Here is a 16,625-nt window from a genome sequence, read left to right as displayed (position 1 = left end):
GTGAGCGACTCTCTCCGCGACACCACGAGGGGCACGATGGAACTGTTGACACGAGAAGACGACTGGATCGCCCGGGCCGGGACCGACCGGACCCGAATGCGGATGCGCAAAGAGTTGTTCGGCCTCTTCGGCGACCGGTCGGCTTTCGAACGCCACCGCGAGACGGACGCGTTCGACACCGTCGTCGCCGGCGAGTACCTGACCGTCGGTCTCAGAGACCCCGCGCTCGGCGTGTCCGGCCGTAGCGACGTCTACGAACACGACGCTGGCCACTGCGTGGTCTGGGGTGAGGCGTTCTGTCCAACCGGCGGCGACGACGTCGCCGCCTGGCTCGCCGACGCCTACGCCGAACGCGGCGAGGCGGCGTTCGCCGATCTGAACGGCTCGTATCTCGTCGCGCTCGAACACGGCGAGGAGGCCCTCGTCGCCACCGACCCGATCCGTTCGTGGGAGTGTTTCTACACCGACGCTCCCGGGACCCGCGTCTTCGGCTCGGACCCGACGCCGGTCCAGGAGACCGTCCCGGACCCGGAGGTGCGCCGCACCGCCCTGCTGGAGTTCCTCCACCTCGGGACCGTGCTCGGGGAGAAGACCCTGTTCGAACGGACCCGTCGCGCGCCCTTCGACGGGTACGTCACCCGCGACGGCCACGGGGAGTTTCGCCGCTTCGTCTACGATCCGGCCGAGTTCGACTACGCGGCCGAACTGGCCGACCGCCTCCGCACCGCCATCGACCGTCGGAGCGACTACCCCGGCGAGACCGGGCTCCTCCTCTCGGCCGGCTACGACTCGCGTGTCCTCCTCTCCGAGCTCCCCGCCGTCAGCCGATGTTACACCGTCGGCTCGCCGAACGACCAGGAGGTCGCCGCCGCCCGGCGGGTGGCGGACCAGTACGGCGCCGACCATCGGGTTCTCGAGACCGACGACCGCTACCTGTCGCTCGACCCGTCCAAGAGCCGCTACAGCCAGTCGATCAAGGAGTCCCTGCACGTCCACCACGCCGGCTACACCGACGACATCGAGGTCGACTCGGTGTACCACGGCCTGCTGTACGACACCCTCTTCAAGGGCTTCTTCCTCGAACGCGACGCCGTCGAGATCGCCGGCAAGCGCCTCCCGTGGCGGCGGCTGGCGGCCGACCCGGACCCGTTCGACTCGCTCCTCGACACGCTCGGCTTCTCGGCCCCTGACAGCCGAGACCTCACTCGGTCGGCGACGCGCGTCTTCGAAGACGTCGAGGTCGACGACCCCGCCGCGTTCCTCCGATCGTCGCTGGAGAGCGAACTCGACGCCTGCCGGGACCGGGCGGCGAGCGCCCACAACGCCACCGACCTCCTCGCCATCCGCAACCAGCCGGTGTTGCCCTTCCGGACGCACCTGGCGGACAACTTCCTCGAATCGTTCGTCGCCGTCGACAGCGGCCTCCTCGAGTGGCACCTCCGCACCCCGCCCGAACACCGATCGCCGGACACGTTCCGCGAGGCGATGGAGCGACTCGATCCCGCGATCGACCGCCACAACCCGCCGGACCGCCCCCACGACGCGCCGCTACTCAATTACGCCGAGTCGTTCCTCCGTCGGTTGCTCCCGTTCCTCTCGCCGTTCGAGTCGGCGTGGCCGGACCGCGAGGCGGTCTACGAGCGCTACGACGTGGCCGCCCGCCTGTCCGCTCCGGTGCCAGAGGACCTGTCGGTCCGGCACGCGCTCCGGCTGCACGACGCGCTCACGCAGGCGGCCGCCCACGAGTGCCGCGAACACTGACCGCCCAGCCGCGAAACGGGGCTCCGAGGGACTTACCGCGTGCATAAGGAAGGGCCGGCCGCCGGTACGGGCCGGTACCCGTGAACATCGCCGAACTCGCCCGGAGCGGCTCGGGCCTGTCCTACGCCGTCGCGCGCCGCGCCTACGACGCGTACCTCGGGACCTGGTACACGATCACGTCGCGATACCCCCTCGGGACGAACGTCTACGAGCGCGAGTGGGACGTGCTGCTCGTGCTCGACGCCTGCCGCGTCGACGCGCTCCGCGCGGTCGCCCCGGAGTACGACTTCCTCGACGCCGACCGGATCGAACGGACGGTCTCGGTCGGGAGCCACTCCTTCGAGTGGCTGGCCAAGACCTTCACCGGCGACCGGCGCCGCGAGGTGGCCGACACCGCGTACCTCACCGCGAACACGCACGCGCAGATGCTGTTCGTCGACGGCGACGTCCCGCCCTACGAGCGAGAGGTCCCTGGCCGACCGGCCTGGGACGCGGTCGACGCCGCGGACTTCGGCCGGCTCGACATGGTCTGGCGGGACGGTCACGACGACGACCTCGGCAACGTCCCGCCCAGGCGGGTCACCGACCGACTCGTCGACGTGGCGCGCTCGGAGGACCACGGGCGGGTCATCGCCCACTTCATGCAGCCCCACGCGCCCTACCTCGCCGGCGCGCTCGCCGAGGACCGCGATCCGACCCCTCTCGAACGGTCGCCGCTGGACGCCTTCGCGCGCGGCGACGCCGACCGCGAGACGGTGTGGGAGCTGTACCTCGACAACCTGCGGCTCGTCCTCGACGAGGTCGCCCTGGCGCTGGAGAACCTCGACGCGGAGACCGTCGCGATCACGGCCGACCACGGGGAGGCCATCGGCGAGTGGGGCGACGTCGACCACCGCGAGGCGTTCCTCCACCCGGTCGTGAAGACGGTCCCGTGGATCGAGACGACCGCCACCGACGAGGGCACCTACGAGCCCGAGACGGCGGAGGTGCCGGACGACGACGAGGGAGACGTCGACGTCGAGAAGCGACTCCGCGACCTGGGGTACGTGTGACGCGGCCCCGGTCGGCTCGCGGTGTGACGCGGCCACCGTCGGTTCGCAGTGTGTCGCGACCATGGCCGGTTCGCAGTGTGACGTGACAACGGCCGGTTCGGACCACCTAACCCGGTTGGACGTGCCCTTATCGGACCGATAAGGAAGTGCGGTGGGCGGGTAGTCGACCTCGATGCATATCGGGATGGTTTCGATACCCCTCCAGTCCGGAGGGGCGGAACGGCTCGTCATCGAAGAAGCGAAATACTTCGCCGGGGTCGGACACGAGGTCACGCTCGTCACCGCCGACTACTCCGACTCGTTCCTCGACGAGTTCGACCTTCCCGCGAACGTCTCCGTCCGCACCTACAGCGCGCCGAACACCGCCTCGGGGATCGCCGACTTCGTCACCGAGACCGGCGGTCTCCTCGCGACGGTCCCCGACGTCGACCCGGACGTTCTCTTCACGCACTACCGCAACATCCAGATCTACCTCGTCGAAGCGTTCTCGGATCTGGACGTGCCCTTCACGACCCACGTCCACGGGTCTATCCTCTGGTTTCGCGACAACCCGCGCCTGCTCCCCCACCGCCGCGACGACGGCTTCGACGACCTGATCGACGCCGTGCCCGGCCACTCGGAGTTCCAGTCCGACATCGACGACGCGCTCGTCCCGCGGGGGAAAGCCGAGATCGAGGAGTGGCTCCAGCGCCGGGCGATGGCCGCCTGCGACGTCGTCTTCACCGGGTCGAACCGGGTCGCGGCAGAGCTCGAAGTGCTCTACGACGTCGACCCGGTCGTCGTCCACCCCGGCGTCGCCGACGAGTGGCTGTCCGACCACGACGAGACGCCCCGCGTCGAGCTGATGGACCGCGAACACGTCGTGCTGGCGCTGAGCCGCCTCGACCCGCGCAAGCGTCTGGACCTCCTCCTGCGCGCGTTCGCGCGCCTCCGCGAGCGTCGCGACGACGTCGGCCTCGTGATCGGCGGCACCGGCTCCCACGAGGAGACGCTGCGAGAGATCGTCCGTGACGAGGGCATCGAGGACGACGTCAGGTTCGCCGGCTACATCCCCGACGACGAACTGCCGGCCCACTACAAGTCGGCCGACGCCTTCGCCTGTCCGGCGTGGATGTCCTACGGCCTCGCGCCGCTGGAGGCCTACGGCATGCGGACGAAGCTCGCGCTCTCGGCGGACACGTTCGTGAAGGAGCTGCTGGGCGACCAGCGCGGCGTCGCCGTGGCCGAGCCCCGGACCGAGGCGTGGGTCGACTGCCTCGACGAACTGCTCGACGCCGACGAGACGCCGGGGGCCGACGACGTGTCCGTGGTCCCCACCTGGACGGAGTACTGCGCGGAGAAACACCGCGTCCTGGAGGCCGAGGGGGTGCTGTGATGGGGCGGCGCAACGTCGCGCTCGTCGTCCTCGACACCGTCCGCAAGGACGCCTTCGACCGTCACGCCACCCGCCTGCAGGCACTCGCCGACGTCGACGTGGCCGAGTGCCGCGCGGCCAGCGTCTGGAGCACGCCGAGTCACGCCAGCATGCTCACCGGCGAGTTGCCCCACCGCCACGGCGCCCACACGCACAACGTCGACTTCGCCGGTATCGACCGGGCGGACACGTTCCTCGCCGACCTGCCGGACCACGCCGCGCTCGGCGTCAGCGCGAACGTCCAGGCGAGCTCGGCGTTCGGCTTCGCGGACTGCTTCGACGCGTTCACCGACGTGAACCCCGACGCGCGATTCAGCGAGGGGCTCGACCCGGCGGCGTTCTACCGGTCGGACGACCGCACCGGTGCCGCGCTCTACGCGGGCTTCCTCCAGGCGGCGCTGTCGCACGAGCGCCCGCTGGCGAGCCTCGCGAACGGCGCCCTCGCCCAGATCGACAGCCTGGCAAAGCGGGGTCCGACGCCGGCGCTGTTCGACAACGGCGCCCGCGTCGTCGCGCGGGACGCCAAGCGCGCCGTCGACCGCACCGACGAGCCGTTCGTCCTGTTCGCGAACTTCATGGACGCGCACGTCCCGCTCCGCCCGACCTACGGGTTCGACGGCGACCTCCACGACGCACCACCCCGGTGGCACTCGGCGGAACTGGCCAAGTGGGAGATAAACCTGGACGGGCTCGGACCCGAACACGAGCGCGACCTGCGCCACTACCGCGACCTCTACGGGGCCGCGGTGGACTACCTCGACCGCCGCGTGGCCGACCTCGTGATGGATCTGCGCGCACGGACCGACCGCGAGACCACGGTCGTGATCACCGCCGACCACGGCGAGAACCTGGGCTACCCCGACGAAGACGGACTCGTCGACCACAAGTCCTCAGTGAGCGAGGGCCTGCTGCACGTCCCGCTGTGCGTCGTGAACCCGCCCGACGGCTTCGAGCGAGTCGCGCGCGACGCCGACGGGTACCTCTCGCACCTCGCGCTGGGCGACGTGCTCGCGGCGTTCGCCCGCGACGAGGTGCCCTCGCCGTTCACCGACCGTGCGGTCGCCGAGGTGGTCGGCGTCGGGACGACCGTCGGGCCGCTCGACCAGCCCGGCCGCGAGGAGGAGTACGAACACTGGGACCGACTCATCCGGTGTGCGTACGACGACGGCGAGAAGTACGTCTGGGACTCGCGGGGCGCGAGCGAGCGGTACGCCCTCGACGGCGGCCCCTGCTCGCAGACGCTCCGGAGCGACGACGCCGCCGTCCCCGCGTGGGCGACCGACCGATTCGACGGGACGGCGAGCGAGGCCAAAGCCGCGGCACGGGGCGACGGCGACGACGGCCTCGAATCGACCGTCGACGACGACACCCGCGACCGGCTCGCGGAACTGGGCTACCTCTGAGGAGAACGGGTGATCTCGTGGTCAGCCCCCGTGGCGCGGTACGGTTGCCGTCGCGGATTTGCTGTCCCTGGCATCCTGACGAGCGAAGCGAGTCGGGTCGCAGGAGCGTTTGCGCTGGTGGTGGACTGGACGGGCGAGGCGCGCGTGGCGCGCCTAGTGAGGGACCGAAGGTCCCTCATACCATGCGAACGGGCGGCGAAGCCGCCCGTGAGCAGACGAAGGGAGTGCCACGGCTGGCCGAACGGGGTCCTGTCGAACCGAGTCAGACAGGGCTCGGAAGACGAACCCAGTGAGTCTTCCGGAGAGCGAAGCGAACCGTGAGGCGCGCTCGCGGCGTCGCGAAGTCGTCTGAGCGGGCCACTATCCGCGCGAGTGCTGTGCGGTACGGCTGTCCGAGCGCGGATATCCCGTCTCGGTTCGAGAGAGATCCGCTCTCCCGCCGTCCTGATATCCTGCGTTTTTCTGAGACAGCGACCGTGAGCGGGGCAAATCCCACCGAGCGTCTACGACGGCTGACATCGTATACGCCTCTCAGTCGCCCACCTGCGAGAGCGTCTGGTCGACGAACTCGCGGTCGGCGTCGTCGATGCCGAGGAGCCAGACGACGGCGCCGAACGTGCCGAGGCCCACGAGGCCGCCGAAGAGGATCAGGGGGAGCCCCGAGAGCGGCGGCGCACCGAACAGGCGGACCGCCAGCATGGCGATGGTCGCGTACCCGACGGCCCCGACGGGCTTGAGGTAGCGCCGCGAGTACGGCGTCATCCCCTCGAAGTACCAGACCTGGGCGATGCGGGCGACGTTGACGACGGCGATGGAGATGCCCGTGGCGACCGCCGCGCCGACCATCCCGTAGCGGAGGATGAGCACGTAGTTGAGGACGACGTTGAGGAGCGCGGTGCTCACCTGGTTGACGACGTTGAGGTACTGGTGATCGGTCATCATGAGGACGTAGCCGCTGGGCCCGGCGGCGACGTTGACGACCTTCGCGACCGCGAGGACGACCAGCACCGTGGAACCGGCGGTGAACTCCGGGCCGAACAGCGCGAGGACGGGCGCCCGGAAGACGACGAGCGCCGCGCCGCCGAGCAGGGCGACGCCGAACATCCAGCGGGTGAGGAAGCCGTAGATCGATTCGAGGTCGTCGTAGTTGTCCGCCTCGTAGAGGCGGGAGGCGACGGGTGGAAACACCTGGTTGGTCGCCATCAGCGGGAGCGCCAGCAGCGAGGCCAGCGCGAGCGAGACGTTGTAGATGCCGACGTCCGCGGCGCCGGAGGCGAGCACGCCGAGCATGAGCACGTCGACGTTGCTGTAGACGAGCGAGCCGGCGCGCGAAATCGTCAGCGGGAGCGAGTAGTCGTAGTACTCCGCGGCCACGTCGCGAGTGCCGGCGAGGCGCGGTCGCAGGTCCGTCCGCGCGAACAGCAGCGCGAACGAACCGGCGAAGACGACGACGCCGGCGAGGACGAGCGCGACGACGACGCCGACGAGCGACGCGTCGAGGAGGAACGCCGCCCCGACCGCGACGACCTGCGCGGCCGGCAGCGCCACCTTGTTGACGCCCACCGTGTACTCCAGTTGTTCGAGGCTCCGGAACGTCGCGGTGACGACCCGCCGGAGCGTGTAGAAGGGGAGCACGACCGCGAACACCCGGAGCGCGTCCGGGAACAGCGGTTCGTTGAGCGTGTAGGCGTTGATGGCCGGGGCGGCGACAGCCAGAACCGCGGCGGCGGCGAGGCTGGCGACCAGCGAGGTGACCAGTCCGAGCGTCAGCACCGCGCCCTGGCGCTCGGGGTGATCCTCGAACTTCGGCATGAACCGCAGGACCGCCTTGTCGGCGCCCAGGTCCGCGAGGCCGGCGCCGACGGTGATCAGTTTCTTCGCGAAGACGTACACCCCGTAGGCCACTGCCCCGACGGCGTGGGTGAGCGCGAGCGTGAGCAGGAAGCCGAACGCGCGCGCGACGAGCGTCCCGACGGTGAAGATGGAGCTCCCGCGCAGGATCGAGAGCATCGACGACCCTCGTACGTCCCCGTCGTCGCTCACGCGGGGCCACCTCTACGTCGGACGCGCCCGCGCTCGGCAGTCGACCGGCGGTCGCCCGTCACCGAGGGACCGTCAGCCGTCGGCGGGAGCCCGTCGCCCGCCGCCGGGGGACCGTCGCCTGCCACTGGGGGACCGTCGCCCGCCGCCGGGAGCGCTTCAGGCATAGCCGAGGTGGTCGAGGCGGTCCCGGACGGTGTCGCTCGCCACGTCGTCGGTCTGTTCCGGTGGGTCGGCCGTGACGGTCCGGCGCTCGTCGGCCGGGAGCTCGTGCCACGGCACCTCGACGAGTTCCGGGACGCGGAGGCGGGCGGGGTGACCGTACCGGCGGAACGGGACCGGCCACTGGCGCTCGCCGAAGAGGTTCCCGTGGTCGGCGGTGACGACGGTCTTGCCGTCCAGCGCCGCCGCGAGGTCGGCGACGTGCTCCTGGACGAGGTCGAAGTTCTCCGCGTAGGCCGCCCAGGCGGTCTCCGGCGACACGTCGGGGTCGCCGTCGGCGAGGCGGTCCCAGATGGAGTCGGTCGGTTCGTCGGTCTTGGCCTGCCCGGTGACGTGGCCGGTGACGCCCCCGCTGTCGAGATCGCGTCCGCGCTCCCCGATGAAGGGGTAGTGCGGTTGCATGAAGTGGACGAGGAGGCGCTTCCCGGGATAGCGTTCGCTGGCGGCGCGGGCCGCGTCGGCCACCGCCCCGGGCGGGACCGTCCCCAGGTCGGGATCCCACTCGTCGGCGAAGCAGTCGACCACGCGGTGGAAGACGCCGTCGTCGAGCCGCGTGACGAAGGGGTTCGCGGTGACGTAGACGGCGTCGTGGTGCGTCTCGCCGGCGAAGTTGCGCTCCATGAACTCCAGGCTCTGCGAGCCCGCCGACGTGACCTTCCGCAACTCGCCGGGCAGGTCGTGGCGCTCGGCGAAGAGGTCGTAGCGGCAGGCGTCGAGGACGAAGCAGTTGTCCCAGTCCTCGTCCATGATGGCCACGGCGTCCCCGGGCGGGTGCCGGCGCGCGGCCACGGCCCGGTTGAGCCGCGAACCGAGCGCCTCCGCTTCCGTCCGGAGCCGCCGGGGGTCGCGCACCACCCGGCGCAGATTCGTCAGGTTGTACCGAGACGGCAACATACCCGGCCCTTCGGGACGGGTGCATTTTTCTACGGGCCAGCTAATCGGCGGGCGGCGGCCGTCTGGTCGCGATTCCGTCCCGCCCGCGAGCGGCGGTGGCGTCCGACCGCCGTCCGTCGTTCGCGCCGCAGCGGCCCCGAGGGCGCCGGCGAACGGTTTTGGCATCGCGTAAGGCGCCGAGCAGCGGGGCGCGGAAGCGCGGTGGCGCAAAAGCGCGGCGGCGTGGAAGCGCAGTGACGCGGAAGTACGGCGGCGCGGTGGCGCGGTGACGCGGAAGTACGGCGGCGTGGAAGCGCGGTGACGCGGAAGTACGGCGGCGCGGTGGCGCGGGGGCGCGGGGCCGCTTACTCAGCGCGCATCGCCCAGAGGTCGGAGAAGGTGATCGCCTCGACGCCGTCGGTCTCGACGACGTGGTCGAGGAGTCGCTCGTACTCGCCGGGGTCCATCGTGTTGTCGGTGCCGAAGTGGTGGAAGTTGAGGATGCCGCAGTTACGGTGGGCGGCGGCGCGGTCGACGACGGTCTTCGCGACTGCGAGGTCGTGGCCGATGGTCCGCGGGAGGACCAGCGGGTCGAAGCCGTTGACGCCCGTCGTGTTCACGTCGCCCGCCTGGTTCATCCCGCCCATGTTGAAGTAGCGGTCGGTCACGTCCAGCGACGTGGCGTCGAAGTTGTTGCCGGGGTAGACGACGAAGTCGCTCCCGTCGAAGTCGTTGGCGAGCAGCCAGCGCTTCTTGCGCGCCAGCATCGTGTCGAGTTGCTCCGCCGACACGGTGCTGAACGTCCGTCCGGTGGTCCCGTGGGCGACGACTTCGTCGCCCGCCTCGCTGACCTCGTTGAACTGGTCGCGACGCATGAACGGCCCCTCTCCCACGTGGTCGACCGTCGGCGGCATCGTCACGACGCCGGGCAGGTCGCGTTCGCGATGGAGCGGCGCCGCCTCCTCGGCGTAGGCGCGTCGCCCGTCGTCCCAGCTGAGGACGACGTACCCCTGGTCGGGCTTGGGGTGGGTCCGCACGTCGTCGACCCACACCTCGACGTCGTCGGGGCTCGCGTTGAGCGCGACTAGCTGCACCCGCTCGACGTTCGCGAGGTCGGGGACCTGGTCGCTGGTGGCGTAGACGCCCGGGCAGGTGCGGAACCAGCCCACGTCGGGCGGCTGGTAGGAGAGTTTCCGGAGCGAGAGCGCCGCGTAGTTGCCGTAGCCGTCGACCAGTCTGACGACGAAGGCGATTTCCCGGGGCGTCGTCGACCGGATCCCGACCGAGAGGTCCTTGTCCGAGAGGTCGGTGGGCGAGATCGACTTCGCGATCGAGGCGTTCTCCCCGCCCGGGCCGACCAGTTTGACGCCCCCCGCGTCGGTGATCCCCCGGTCGGAGGCGTGCGCCTCCCCCACGACCGTCCGCCACTCGTCGGGGCCGTCCAGCGGGGCGAGCGACACTCCGGGCTGGCCGTATCGCTCGCGCGACCGGTAGTCCGTCTGGAGCTGTTCGCGCGACGGCGTCGCCGTCGCGGCATCGGTCCCGGTGGTCGTTCCACCCGACCGGGCGGTCGTCGTCGCGGTCGTGGTGCCCGGTTCGGCGGCGTCCGTGCCGCTGGTCGTCGGATCGCTCGAATCGAGCGGTGTATCGCCCGTCGCGTCGCCGCCGCAGCCGGCCAGACCGCTCGCCACGACGGCGCCGCTCGCCCGGAGGAATCGACGTCGGTTCATCGGAGACGCATCACACCGCACGTTCGCACCCCCGTGGTCCTTCTTATGGGGTTGATAGCACGGCCGCCGCGCCGCGGCGACGCCGCTAGGGCAGTGGTAATCCGTGAGAGAGTGCGAATCGAACCGGCGCAGACGGAGACAGCGGGGACGCCGGGACGCGGCCCAGCCGCCCACTCAGAAGAAGGTGTTGCCGACCATCTTGAGGTCGGAACAGCCCTCGTCTTTGACGTCGTCGTCGATCTCGTTGTTCTTGAGATAGACGCGCTCCGTGGTGTCGGTGAGGCGGATACCCTGGCGGTCGTCGGCGGACCGGAACGTCGAGTTCTCCACCCAGGTGTCCGCGGCCGTGTCGATGAGCGGGTGCTGGCGGGCGGTGAAGTCACACGCGTACACCATGCAGTCGTCGCCGAAGTTCTCCAGCGCGCGGCGCTTGGACGAGCCGGTCTGATCCACGTCGACGGCGCGGAACTCGACGTTGTTGCGCTTGTTGTAGATGCCGGCGCGGTTCCACTTGTGGCCGGCCGACCCGGTGACGGTGACCTGCGCGAGCATCGCCGACTCGTCGTCGGTGCCCTCGCCGTCGATGTAGAAGGCGGCGCCGCCAGGGCCGTTGTGCTCGACGCTCGTCTGGTAGACGGTCACGTCACCGGTCCGGGCGGCGACGCAGACCCCGTGGTTGAACACGGGGCTGTCCACGACGACGGTGTTCCCCTTCAGGTAGGCTTTCTCCACGTCCCACTGGACCGAGATCGCGTGGCTGTTGGGCGTGTCCGCGGCGATGCGGACGGAGCAGTCTTTCACGTCGATGTCGTCGGTCTTCTCGACGCGGATGCCGCGCTGGGCCTGGGTCTCCTCCCAGTTCCGGTCGACGACGACGTCGACGCCGATGATCTCGCTGTTCGGACCGCCGACGCGGACGTTCGCGCCGTTGCTGTTCCTGTAGGTGCCGCGCCAGACGCGGATCTGTCCCTTGCTCCCCGCCGCGTAGAGGCCGTTGTCCGGGAACCCGCCGAGTTCGCAGTTGCGGAACGTCATCCGCCCCTCGTTGTAGGTGTTGCAGATGAGACCCGAAGGGCCGCGCCAGAGCTTGTCGTGCGGGGCGTTGGCCGAGTACTCGCCGCCGCCCAGTGCGGTGAACCGCTCGACGACGCCCGTCCCGTCGGGATCGGTGACGACGAACCGGCCCGGTCCCCAGGCGCCGGAGTCGTGTTTGCCCTGGACGTCGACGTCGCGGACCTCCATGCGGTCGGCGACGGCGACGTCGAAGACGCGGGCGCCCGTGTCCTCGGCCGTCTGGTCGACGGCGAAGTTCTCGACGAAGAGGCGGTTCCCGGGGTTGTAGGAGACGCCCAGCCGGAACAGCTTGTGCTTGTCGTCCCCGAAACTGTGGTAGTCGGCCGGCACGAACGTGGCGTCGTTGCCGTACATGCCGAACAGGTCGAAGCCGGTCATCCGGAACTGCCGGTCCACGTAGTAGCGGCCCGGCGGGAAGTACAGCAGCGTCCCCTGCTGGAGTCGGTCGTCGTCCCGCAGTCGCTCCAGGACGTCGACGATGGACTCCGAGCCCGTGTCGTCGGCGCCGGCCTCGACCACGTCGACGACGCGGTCGAACGTCTCGCGCAGTCGCGTCGGAATCGCGTCGGTTCCCGTGTCGGCGCTCGCGACGCCCGACCCGAAGACCAGTCCGCCCGCGGCCGCCGCGCCCGTCTTCAGAACCGCACGTCGAGAGAAACGCCGCCCATCGCGACCGCAGGCCCGCCCGGTTTCGCCGCGTTCGTCCGCATTTCCGTCCGTCTGTGTCATGTGTATCTTCTCAATTCGGATACCCACCCCTGTGGCTACCCCTTCACATGTCCACCGTTTAAGTTCGCGGCGGGGAGAGCGCCTGAAAAGCCCGAACGCCCCCCGGAAACCACCGGTCCGCGGCCCTGTCGTTTCGAAACCTGATATTCAGATGGCGCGGGCGGGTGCCGATCGGGGCCCGACGGGAAGACGGAGAGATGCGTCTACCGGTCACGACGAGAACGCTGCACGCGTGCGGAGGTCTATCGGGCGGCCAGTTCGCAGGGACGAAAACGGCGGAGGAGAGCGGACCCGGCCACGGTCCAGCGAAGGGGAGCGGGTCACCCTCCCGCGAGGACGCGGTCGACGACGACGTCGGTCACGTCCCGCTTGTCCTCCAGGACGCGGGCGCGGCGGCGCTGCCACCGCCCCCCGTCGGTCTCGCCGAGCAGTTCGACCGCGCGGCGGACGCCCTCCTCGTGTCTGTTCGGACCGTTGTACTGGAAGACCAGTCCGTACTCATCGGCCAGTTCTGTCGTGTATCCCAGCCGCAGGGAGTTGACGTAGACGGCGGGCGTCCCGAGGAGCGCGCTCTCGGTCGCGGTCGTCGCGCCCTCGCCGACCGTCAGATCGGCGTGGTAGAGCAGGTCGTGCATCCGCTCGGGCGCCACCGACAGCTCCCGGTCGGCGAGTTCGGGCGGGAGGTCGACCTCGGCGGTGAGCTGGACCGTCGCGCCGGCCGATTCGAGCCGTTCGACCACCTCGGTGAGGTCGTCGAACCCGCCCTGGCCCACGTCGTGCGAGGAGTCCCAGCTGCTGAACCGGCAGACGACGAGCGGGTCGTCGGGGTCCACGCCGGCGTCGTCGAGGACGGTCTCGTCGGGCGTGTACCGCGAGGGGTGCAGGTACGCGAGTTCGTGGTACCCCGGGTAGCGGACGTGCTTGTCGCCCTCGTCTTCCGTGTAACAGTCGGGCGTGCAGACCTCGTCGGCGAAGGGGTAGGCCAGCCGCTTGATCAGCGAAGCGTGCTCGGTGTCGTAGAAGACGACGCTGCGGGCGCCGACCGCGGCGGCGACGTGGGACGCGGCGACGCCGCCGATGGCCGCGATGACGTCGGGGTCGATCTTCCAGGCGCGCGCGAGCAGGCGGCTCTCGTAGGTGAGCTGGACCCGGGCGAGCGACGGGAGCGACGCCGAGGCCCCGGCGAGCATCTCGTAGTCGATGCCGTACGCCGACAGCAGGGCCGCGGTCACCTCGTTCTCCCGGGCGAAGACGTGGACCTCGTGGCCGGCGGTCTCCAGTTCCCGGATGGCGTGTTTGAAGAAGTGGACGTGTCCGGGATGCTGGACGGTGACGACGACCTTCATTCCTCGCTCGGCCCCTCCGCGTCGTCGCGGCGCGACAGGACGACCCACGTCACGACGGTGATGCCGACCAGGGCACCGCGGACGGCGGTCCGCGGGTCGGCGTTCCCCGGGACGAGTGCGCGACCGAGACGCCAGCAGAAGCCGCGAAGCAGCGTCAGCGAGGTCTCGGGCACGAACTCGGCGTAGTCGATCGTGCTCTCCTCGTCGTCGTAGACCGCGGGCATCGCGACGTCAGCCACGGACTTGTCGGCCACCTGCAGTCGGACGAGGAGGTCGTTCGGGTAGTCGTGGCCGTCGGGGAGCGACTCGACATCGACGGCCGCGAGCGCGTCGCCGGAGATTGCGGTGTAGCCGTTCTGCGGGTCCATCACCCCCCAGTAGCCGCTGGCGATCTTGGTGAGGTAGGTCAGCAGCCAGTTACCGAAGCGGCGGAACGGCGGCATCCCGCGGCGGTCCTCGGGGTCGGCCAGGCGGTTCCCCTTGGCGTAGTCGGCCCGCCCGTCGGCGACGGGGTCGACGAGCGCCGACATCAGCTCCGGGTCCATCTGGCCGTCCGCGTCCATCGTCACCGTCACGTCGATGCCCTCGTCGAGCGCGGTGAGATACCCCGTCCGGAGCGCCCCGCCCGCGCCCTGGTTCGCTTCGTGTCTGATCGGCATGATCCGCCCGTCGACGTCGTCACCGTGGGGTCCGGGGCCGCTCGGGACGCGGGCGCGGATCTCCGCCCAGGTATCGTCGGTCGAGGCGTCGTCGACCGCGTAGATGCGGTCGACGAACGGCGGGATCGAGTCGAGTACCTCGCCGACGCGGCCGGCCTCGTTGTACGCGGGGACGACGACGGCGATCGTCGTGTCCGGATACGCCGTGGCGGCGGCCCGGTCCCCGTCCGACGAACCGGTCCGCGGACCGCCCCCGTCCGGCGGATCCGCCGGTCGGACGCGCCGATAGTCCGTCGTGCGGTCGATCGTCGCTGCGTTCGCTGTCAGATCGGTCGTGGTGGCGTGCATGGGAAACCCCTGTGTGGTCTGTCTTCGGATCCGTCGCGTGACGGGGCGAAGCCGAGAGATGCCACGCAGTCTGCGGATTTTATTATTGAGCTGATAATCGACAGCAGGATCGAAACGATCGCAACAGTTCCGAAAATCCACCGCACACAGACCCCACGAACCGCAAATACGCCACACCATCCGATCGATTGTTTCGCGTCTTACCCCCGGAATAAGCGACCACCTATCAGATTTATAATAAAGCCCATCGCCGGCCGAGGTCGGACACGGACAGCGAGCGGGCACCCGCTCGCGACGACCACATATGGATCCGAACAGACCCAGCAATCGCGGCGACGAGCAGGCATCGCACGCTCCGGCGGACGGCACGAGCGGAATGACGGCGATCCCGATCGAGGGGGAGTCGACGGCGGCGGACTCGACGGCCGAGCCGGCGACGGTCTGCGTCGTCGGGCTCGGCTACGTGGGCCTCCCGCTGGCCGTCGCGTTCGACGAGGCGGGCCAGACCGTCGTCGGATTCGACGTCGACGACGAGAAGGTCGACGCGCTCGCGGACGGCCGCGATCCGACCGGCGACGTGGACGACGACGCCGTCGCCGACGCCGACGCGGAGTTCACCACCGACCCGTCGCTCATCGAGCACGCCGACTTCGTGATCATCACCGTCCCCACGCCGATAGACGACCTGGAGAACCCGGACCTGGAGTTCGTCCGGGCGGCGGGCGAGACGGTGGGCGAACACATGTCCGAAGACACGACGGTCGTCCTCGAGTCGACCGTCTTCCCGGGCGCGACCGAGACCGTCCTCGTCCCGGAACTGGAGGTGGCCTCGGGGTACACCGCGGGCGAGGAGTTCGACGTGGGGTACTCCCCGGAGCGCGCCTCGCCCGGCGACGAGGGGCGGGGCGTGCGCGACGTGGTCAAGATCGTCGGTGCGGACGACGAGGCGGTGCGCGAGCGCCTCGCGGATCTCTACTCGTCGGTGGTCGACGCCGGCATCTACCGCGCCCCGGACGTCGAGACGGCGGAGACGGCGAAGGTCATCGAGAACGTCCAGCGCGACCTGAACATCGCGCTCGTCAACGAACTCGCCATCGCCTGCGACCACATGGACCTCTCGACCGAGGAGGTGCTCGCGGCCGCGCGGACGAAGTGGAACTTCCACGGCGAGTACTCGCCCGGGCTGGTCGGCGGCCACTGCATCCCCGTCGACCCGCACTACCTCGCCCACCGCTCCGAGCGCGACGGGTTCTCGCCGACCCTCGTCCTCAAGGCGCGCGAGATCAACGAGTACGTCCCCACGCACGTCGCCGAACTGGCCGTCAAGGCCCTCAACGACGCCGGGAACGTGCTCTGTGACAGCTCGGTCCTGCTGCTCGGGCTCTCGTACAAGCCGAACGTCGGCGACATCCGGACCTCCGAGGTCGACGGCGTCGTCGACGAACTGTCCGAGTTCGGGGTCGACGCGGAGGGGTTCGATCCGCACGCGCCGGACGACCGCGCCCGGGAGACCTTCGGGCTGCCCGTCCAGTCCACGTTCAACCCGACCGGGTTCGACGGCCTGGTCGTCACGACGGCCCACGACGAGTTCGAGTCCATCGACTTCCACGGAGTGGCCGACGCGATGGCCGACGACCCGGTGATCGTCGACGTGCCGGGCGCCCTCGACGAGCAGGAGGTCGTCGAGGCCGGCTTCGAGTACCGGCGGCTGTGATCGGTGGCCCGGTCGAACCGACGACGGCCCCGGGGACCGAATGCCGGCCGGTCGAACCCGCCTCGGTCGGCCGGCGGACCGACGCGCCCCCGTCAGACGGCCGTCAGACGTTCGCCGAGTGACCAGGCGGTGACCGGTCACGGCTCCGATCGAAGCGCCACATCGGGCGAGCGAAACCGGTCGGTTCACGATCAAACCGGATTGAATCGAGTTAACCCGGTTTTGGCAGTTTCAGGCCCCGAGGAACGATTTTAGATCGT

The 16,625-nt window shown here is 70.0% G+C and carries 11 protein-coding genes; 5 read left to right on the top strand and 6 right to left on the bottom strand.

Features of this window, described 5'->3' with window-relative positions:
• Positions 1–36 precede the first annotated feature (36 nt).
• The 4 genes from ACMGFE_RS12215 to ACMGFE_RS12200 all read left to right on the top strand — a co-directional run bounded on the left by ACMGFE_RS12215 (position 37) and on the right by ACMGFE_RS12200 (position 5,630).
• Positions 37–1,761: an asparagine synthase-related protein gene (locus ACMGFE_RS12215; RefSeq protein ID WP_436925476.1), complete on the top strand. Its 1,725-nt coding sequence runs from the start codon at positions 37–39 to the stop codon at positions 1,759–1,761.
• A gap of 80 nt (positions 1,762–1,841) precedes the next feature.
• Complete coding sequence (locus ACMGFE_RS12210; protein ID WP_436925475.1) at positions 1,842–2,813, top strand: hypothetical protein; 972 nt, start codon at positions 1,842–1,844, stop codon at positions 2,811–2,813.
• A gap of 184 nt (positions 2,814–2,997) precedes the next feature.
• Positions 2,998–4,188 (top strand): glycosyltransferase family 4 protein, encoded by a 1,191-nt coding sequence (locus ACMGFE_RS12205; RefSeq protein ID WP_436925474.1) that lies wholly within the window; start codon positions 2,998–3,000, stop codon positions 4,186–4,188.
• Positions 4,188–5,630, top strand: a complete 1,443-nt coding sequence (locus ACMGFE_RS12200; RefSeq protein WP_436925473.1) for a sulfatase-like hydrolase/transferase — start codon at positions 4,188–4,190, stop codon at positions 5,628–5,630. Before ACMGFE_RS12205 ends, ACMGFE_RS12200 begins: the two co-directional genes overlap by 1 nt.
• Before the next feature lie 531 nt (positions 5,631–6,161).
• Here ACMGFE_RS12200 and ACMGFE_RS12195 read toward each other — a convergent pair.
• The 6 genes from ACMGFE_RS12195 to ACMGFE_RS12170 form a co-directional block, all read right to left on the bottom strand.
• Entirely contained in the window at positions 6,162–7,673 is a 1,512-nt protein-coding gene (locus ACMGFE_RS12195) for an oligosaccharide flippase family protein (RefSeq protein ID WP_436925472.1), read from the bottom strand.
• A gap of 156 nt (positions 7,674–7,829) precedes the next feature.
• Positions 7,830–8,786, bottom strand: a complete 957-nt coding sequence (locus ACMGFE_RS12190; protein WP_436925471.1) for a hypothetical protein — start codon at positions 8,784–8,786, stop codon at positions 7,830–7,832.
• A 344-nt stretch (positions 8,787–9,130) separates the two neighbouring features.
• The gene (locus ACMGFE_RS12185; protein WP_436925470.1) at positions 9,131–10,495 is read right to left on the bottom strand and encodes a polysaccharide deacetylase family protein; all 1,365 of its coding nucleotides are present in this window, start codon (positions 10,493–10,495) and stop codon (positions 9,131–9,133) included.
• Positions 10,496–10,669: 174 nt separating this feature from the next.
• Positions 10,670–12,298: a right-handed parallel beta-helix repeat-containing protein gene (locus ACMGFE_RS12180; RefSeq protein WP_436925469.1), complete on the bottom strand. Its 1,629-nt coding sequence runs from the start codon at positions 12,296–12,298 to the stop codon at positions 10,670–10,672.
• Positions 12,299–12,618: 320 nt separating this feature from the next.
• Complete coding sequence (locus ACMGFE_RS12175; RefSeq protein ID WP_436925468.1) at positions 12,619–13,644, bottom strand: DUF354 domain-containing protein; 1,026 nt, start codon at positions 13,642–13,644, stop codon at positions 12,619–12,621.
• Complete coding sequence (locus ACMGFE_RS12170) at positions 13,641–14,651, bottom strand: glycosyltransferase family 2 protein (protein ID WP_436925467.1); 1,011 nt, start codon at positions 14,649–14,651, stop codon at positions 13,641–13,643. The genes ACMGFE_RS12175 and ACMGFE_RS12170 overlap by 4 nt, the downstream gene beginning before the upstream one ends.
• A gap of 376 nt (positions 14,652–15,027) precedes the next feature.
• Between ACMGFE_RS12170 and ACMGFE_RS12165 the strand changes: the two genes are divergently transcribed.
• Positions 15,028–16,365 carry a nucleotide sugar dehydrogenase gene (locus ACMGFE_RS12165; RefSeq protein WP_436926090.1) on the top strand — a complete coding sequence of 446 codons (1,338 nt, stop codon included), beginning with the start codon at positions 15,028–15,030 and terminating at the stop codon, positions 16,363–16,365.
• Positions 16,366–16,625 lie beyond the last annotated feature (260 nt).

Source organism: Halosimplex amylolyticum, assembly GCF_051414035.1.
Taxonomy (GTDB): Archaea; Halobacteriota; Halobacteria; order Halobacteriales; family Haloarculaceae; genus Halosimplex; species Halosimplex amylolyticum.
Note: the sequence above shows the minus strand (reverse complement) of the source record. Positions and strands in the feature narration are given on the sequence as shown.

What these genes read in the sequence shown, in the direction of transcription:
- ACMGFE_RS12215 (WP_436925476.1), top strand. Translation starts at nt 37, where the DNA reads ATGGAACTGTTGACACGAGAAGACGACTGGATCGCCCGGGCCGGGACC.
- ACMGFE_RS12185 (WP_436925470.1), bottom strand. Translation starts at nt 10,495, where the DNA reads ATGAACCGACGTCGATTCCTCCGGGCGAGCGGCGCCGTCGTGGCGAGC.
- ACMGFE_RS12170 (WP_436925467.1), bottom strand. Translation starts at nt 14,651, where the DNA reads ATGCACGCCACCACGACCGATCTGACAGCGAACGCAGCGACGATCGAC.
- ACMGFE_RS12205 (WP_436925474.1), top strand. Translation starts at nt 2,998, where the DNA reads ATGGTTTCGATACCCCTCCAGTCCGGAGGGGCGGAACGGCTCGTCATC.
- ACMGFE_RS12175 (WP_436925468.1), bottom strand. Translation starts at nt 13,644, where the DNA reads ATGAAGGTCGTCGTCACCGTCCAGCATCCCGGACACGTCCACTTCTTC.
- ACMGFE_RS12190 (WP_436925471.1), bottom strand. Translation starts at nt 8,786, where the DNA reads ATGTTGCCGTCTCGGTACAACCTGACGAATCTGCGCCGGGTGGTGCGC.
- ACMGFE_RS12180 (WP_436925469.1), bottom strand. Translation starts at nt 12,298, where the DNA reads ATGACACAGACGGACGGAAATGCGGACGAACGCGGCGAAACCGGGCGG.
- ACMGFE_RS12165 (WP_436926090.1), top strand. Translation starts at nt 15,028, where the DNA reads ATGACGGCGATCCCGATCGAGGGGGAGTCGACGGCGGCGGACTCGACG.
- ACMGFE_RS12200 (WP_436925473.1), top strand. Translation starts at nt 4,188, where the DNA reads ATGGGGCGGCGCAACGTCGCGCTCGTCGTCCTCGACACCGTCCGCAAG.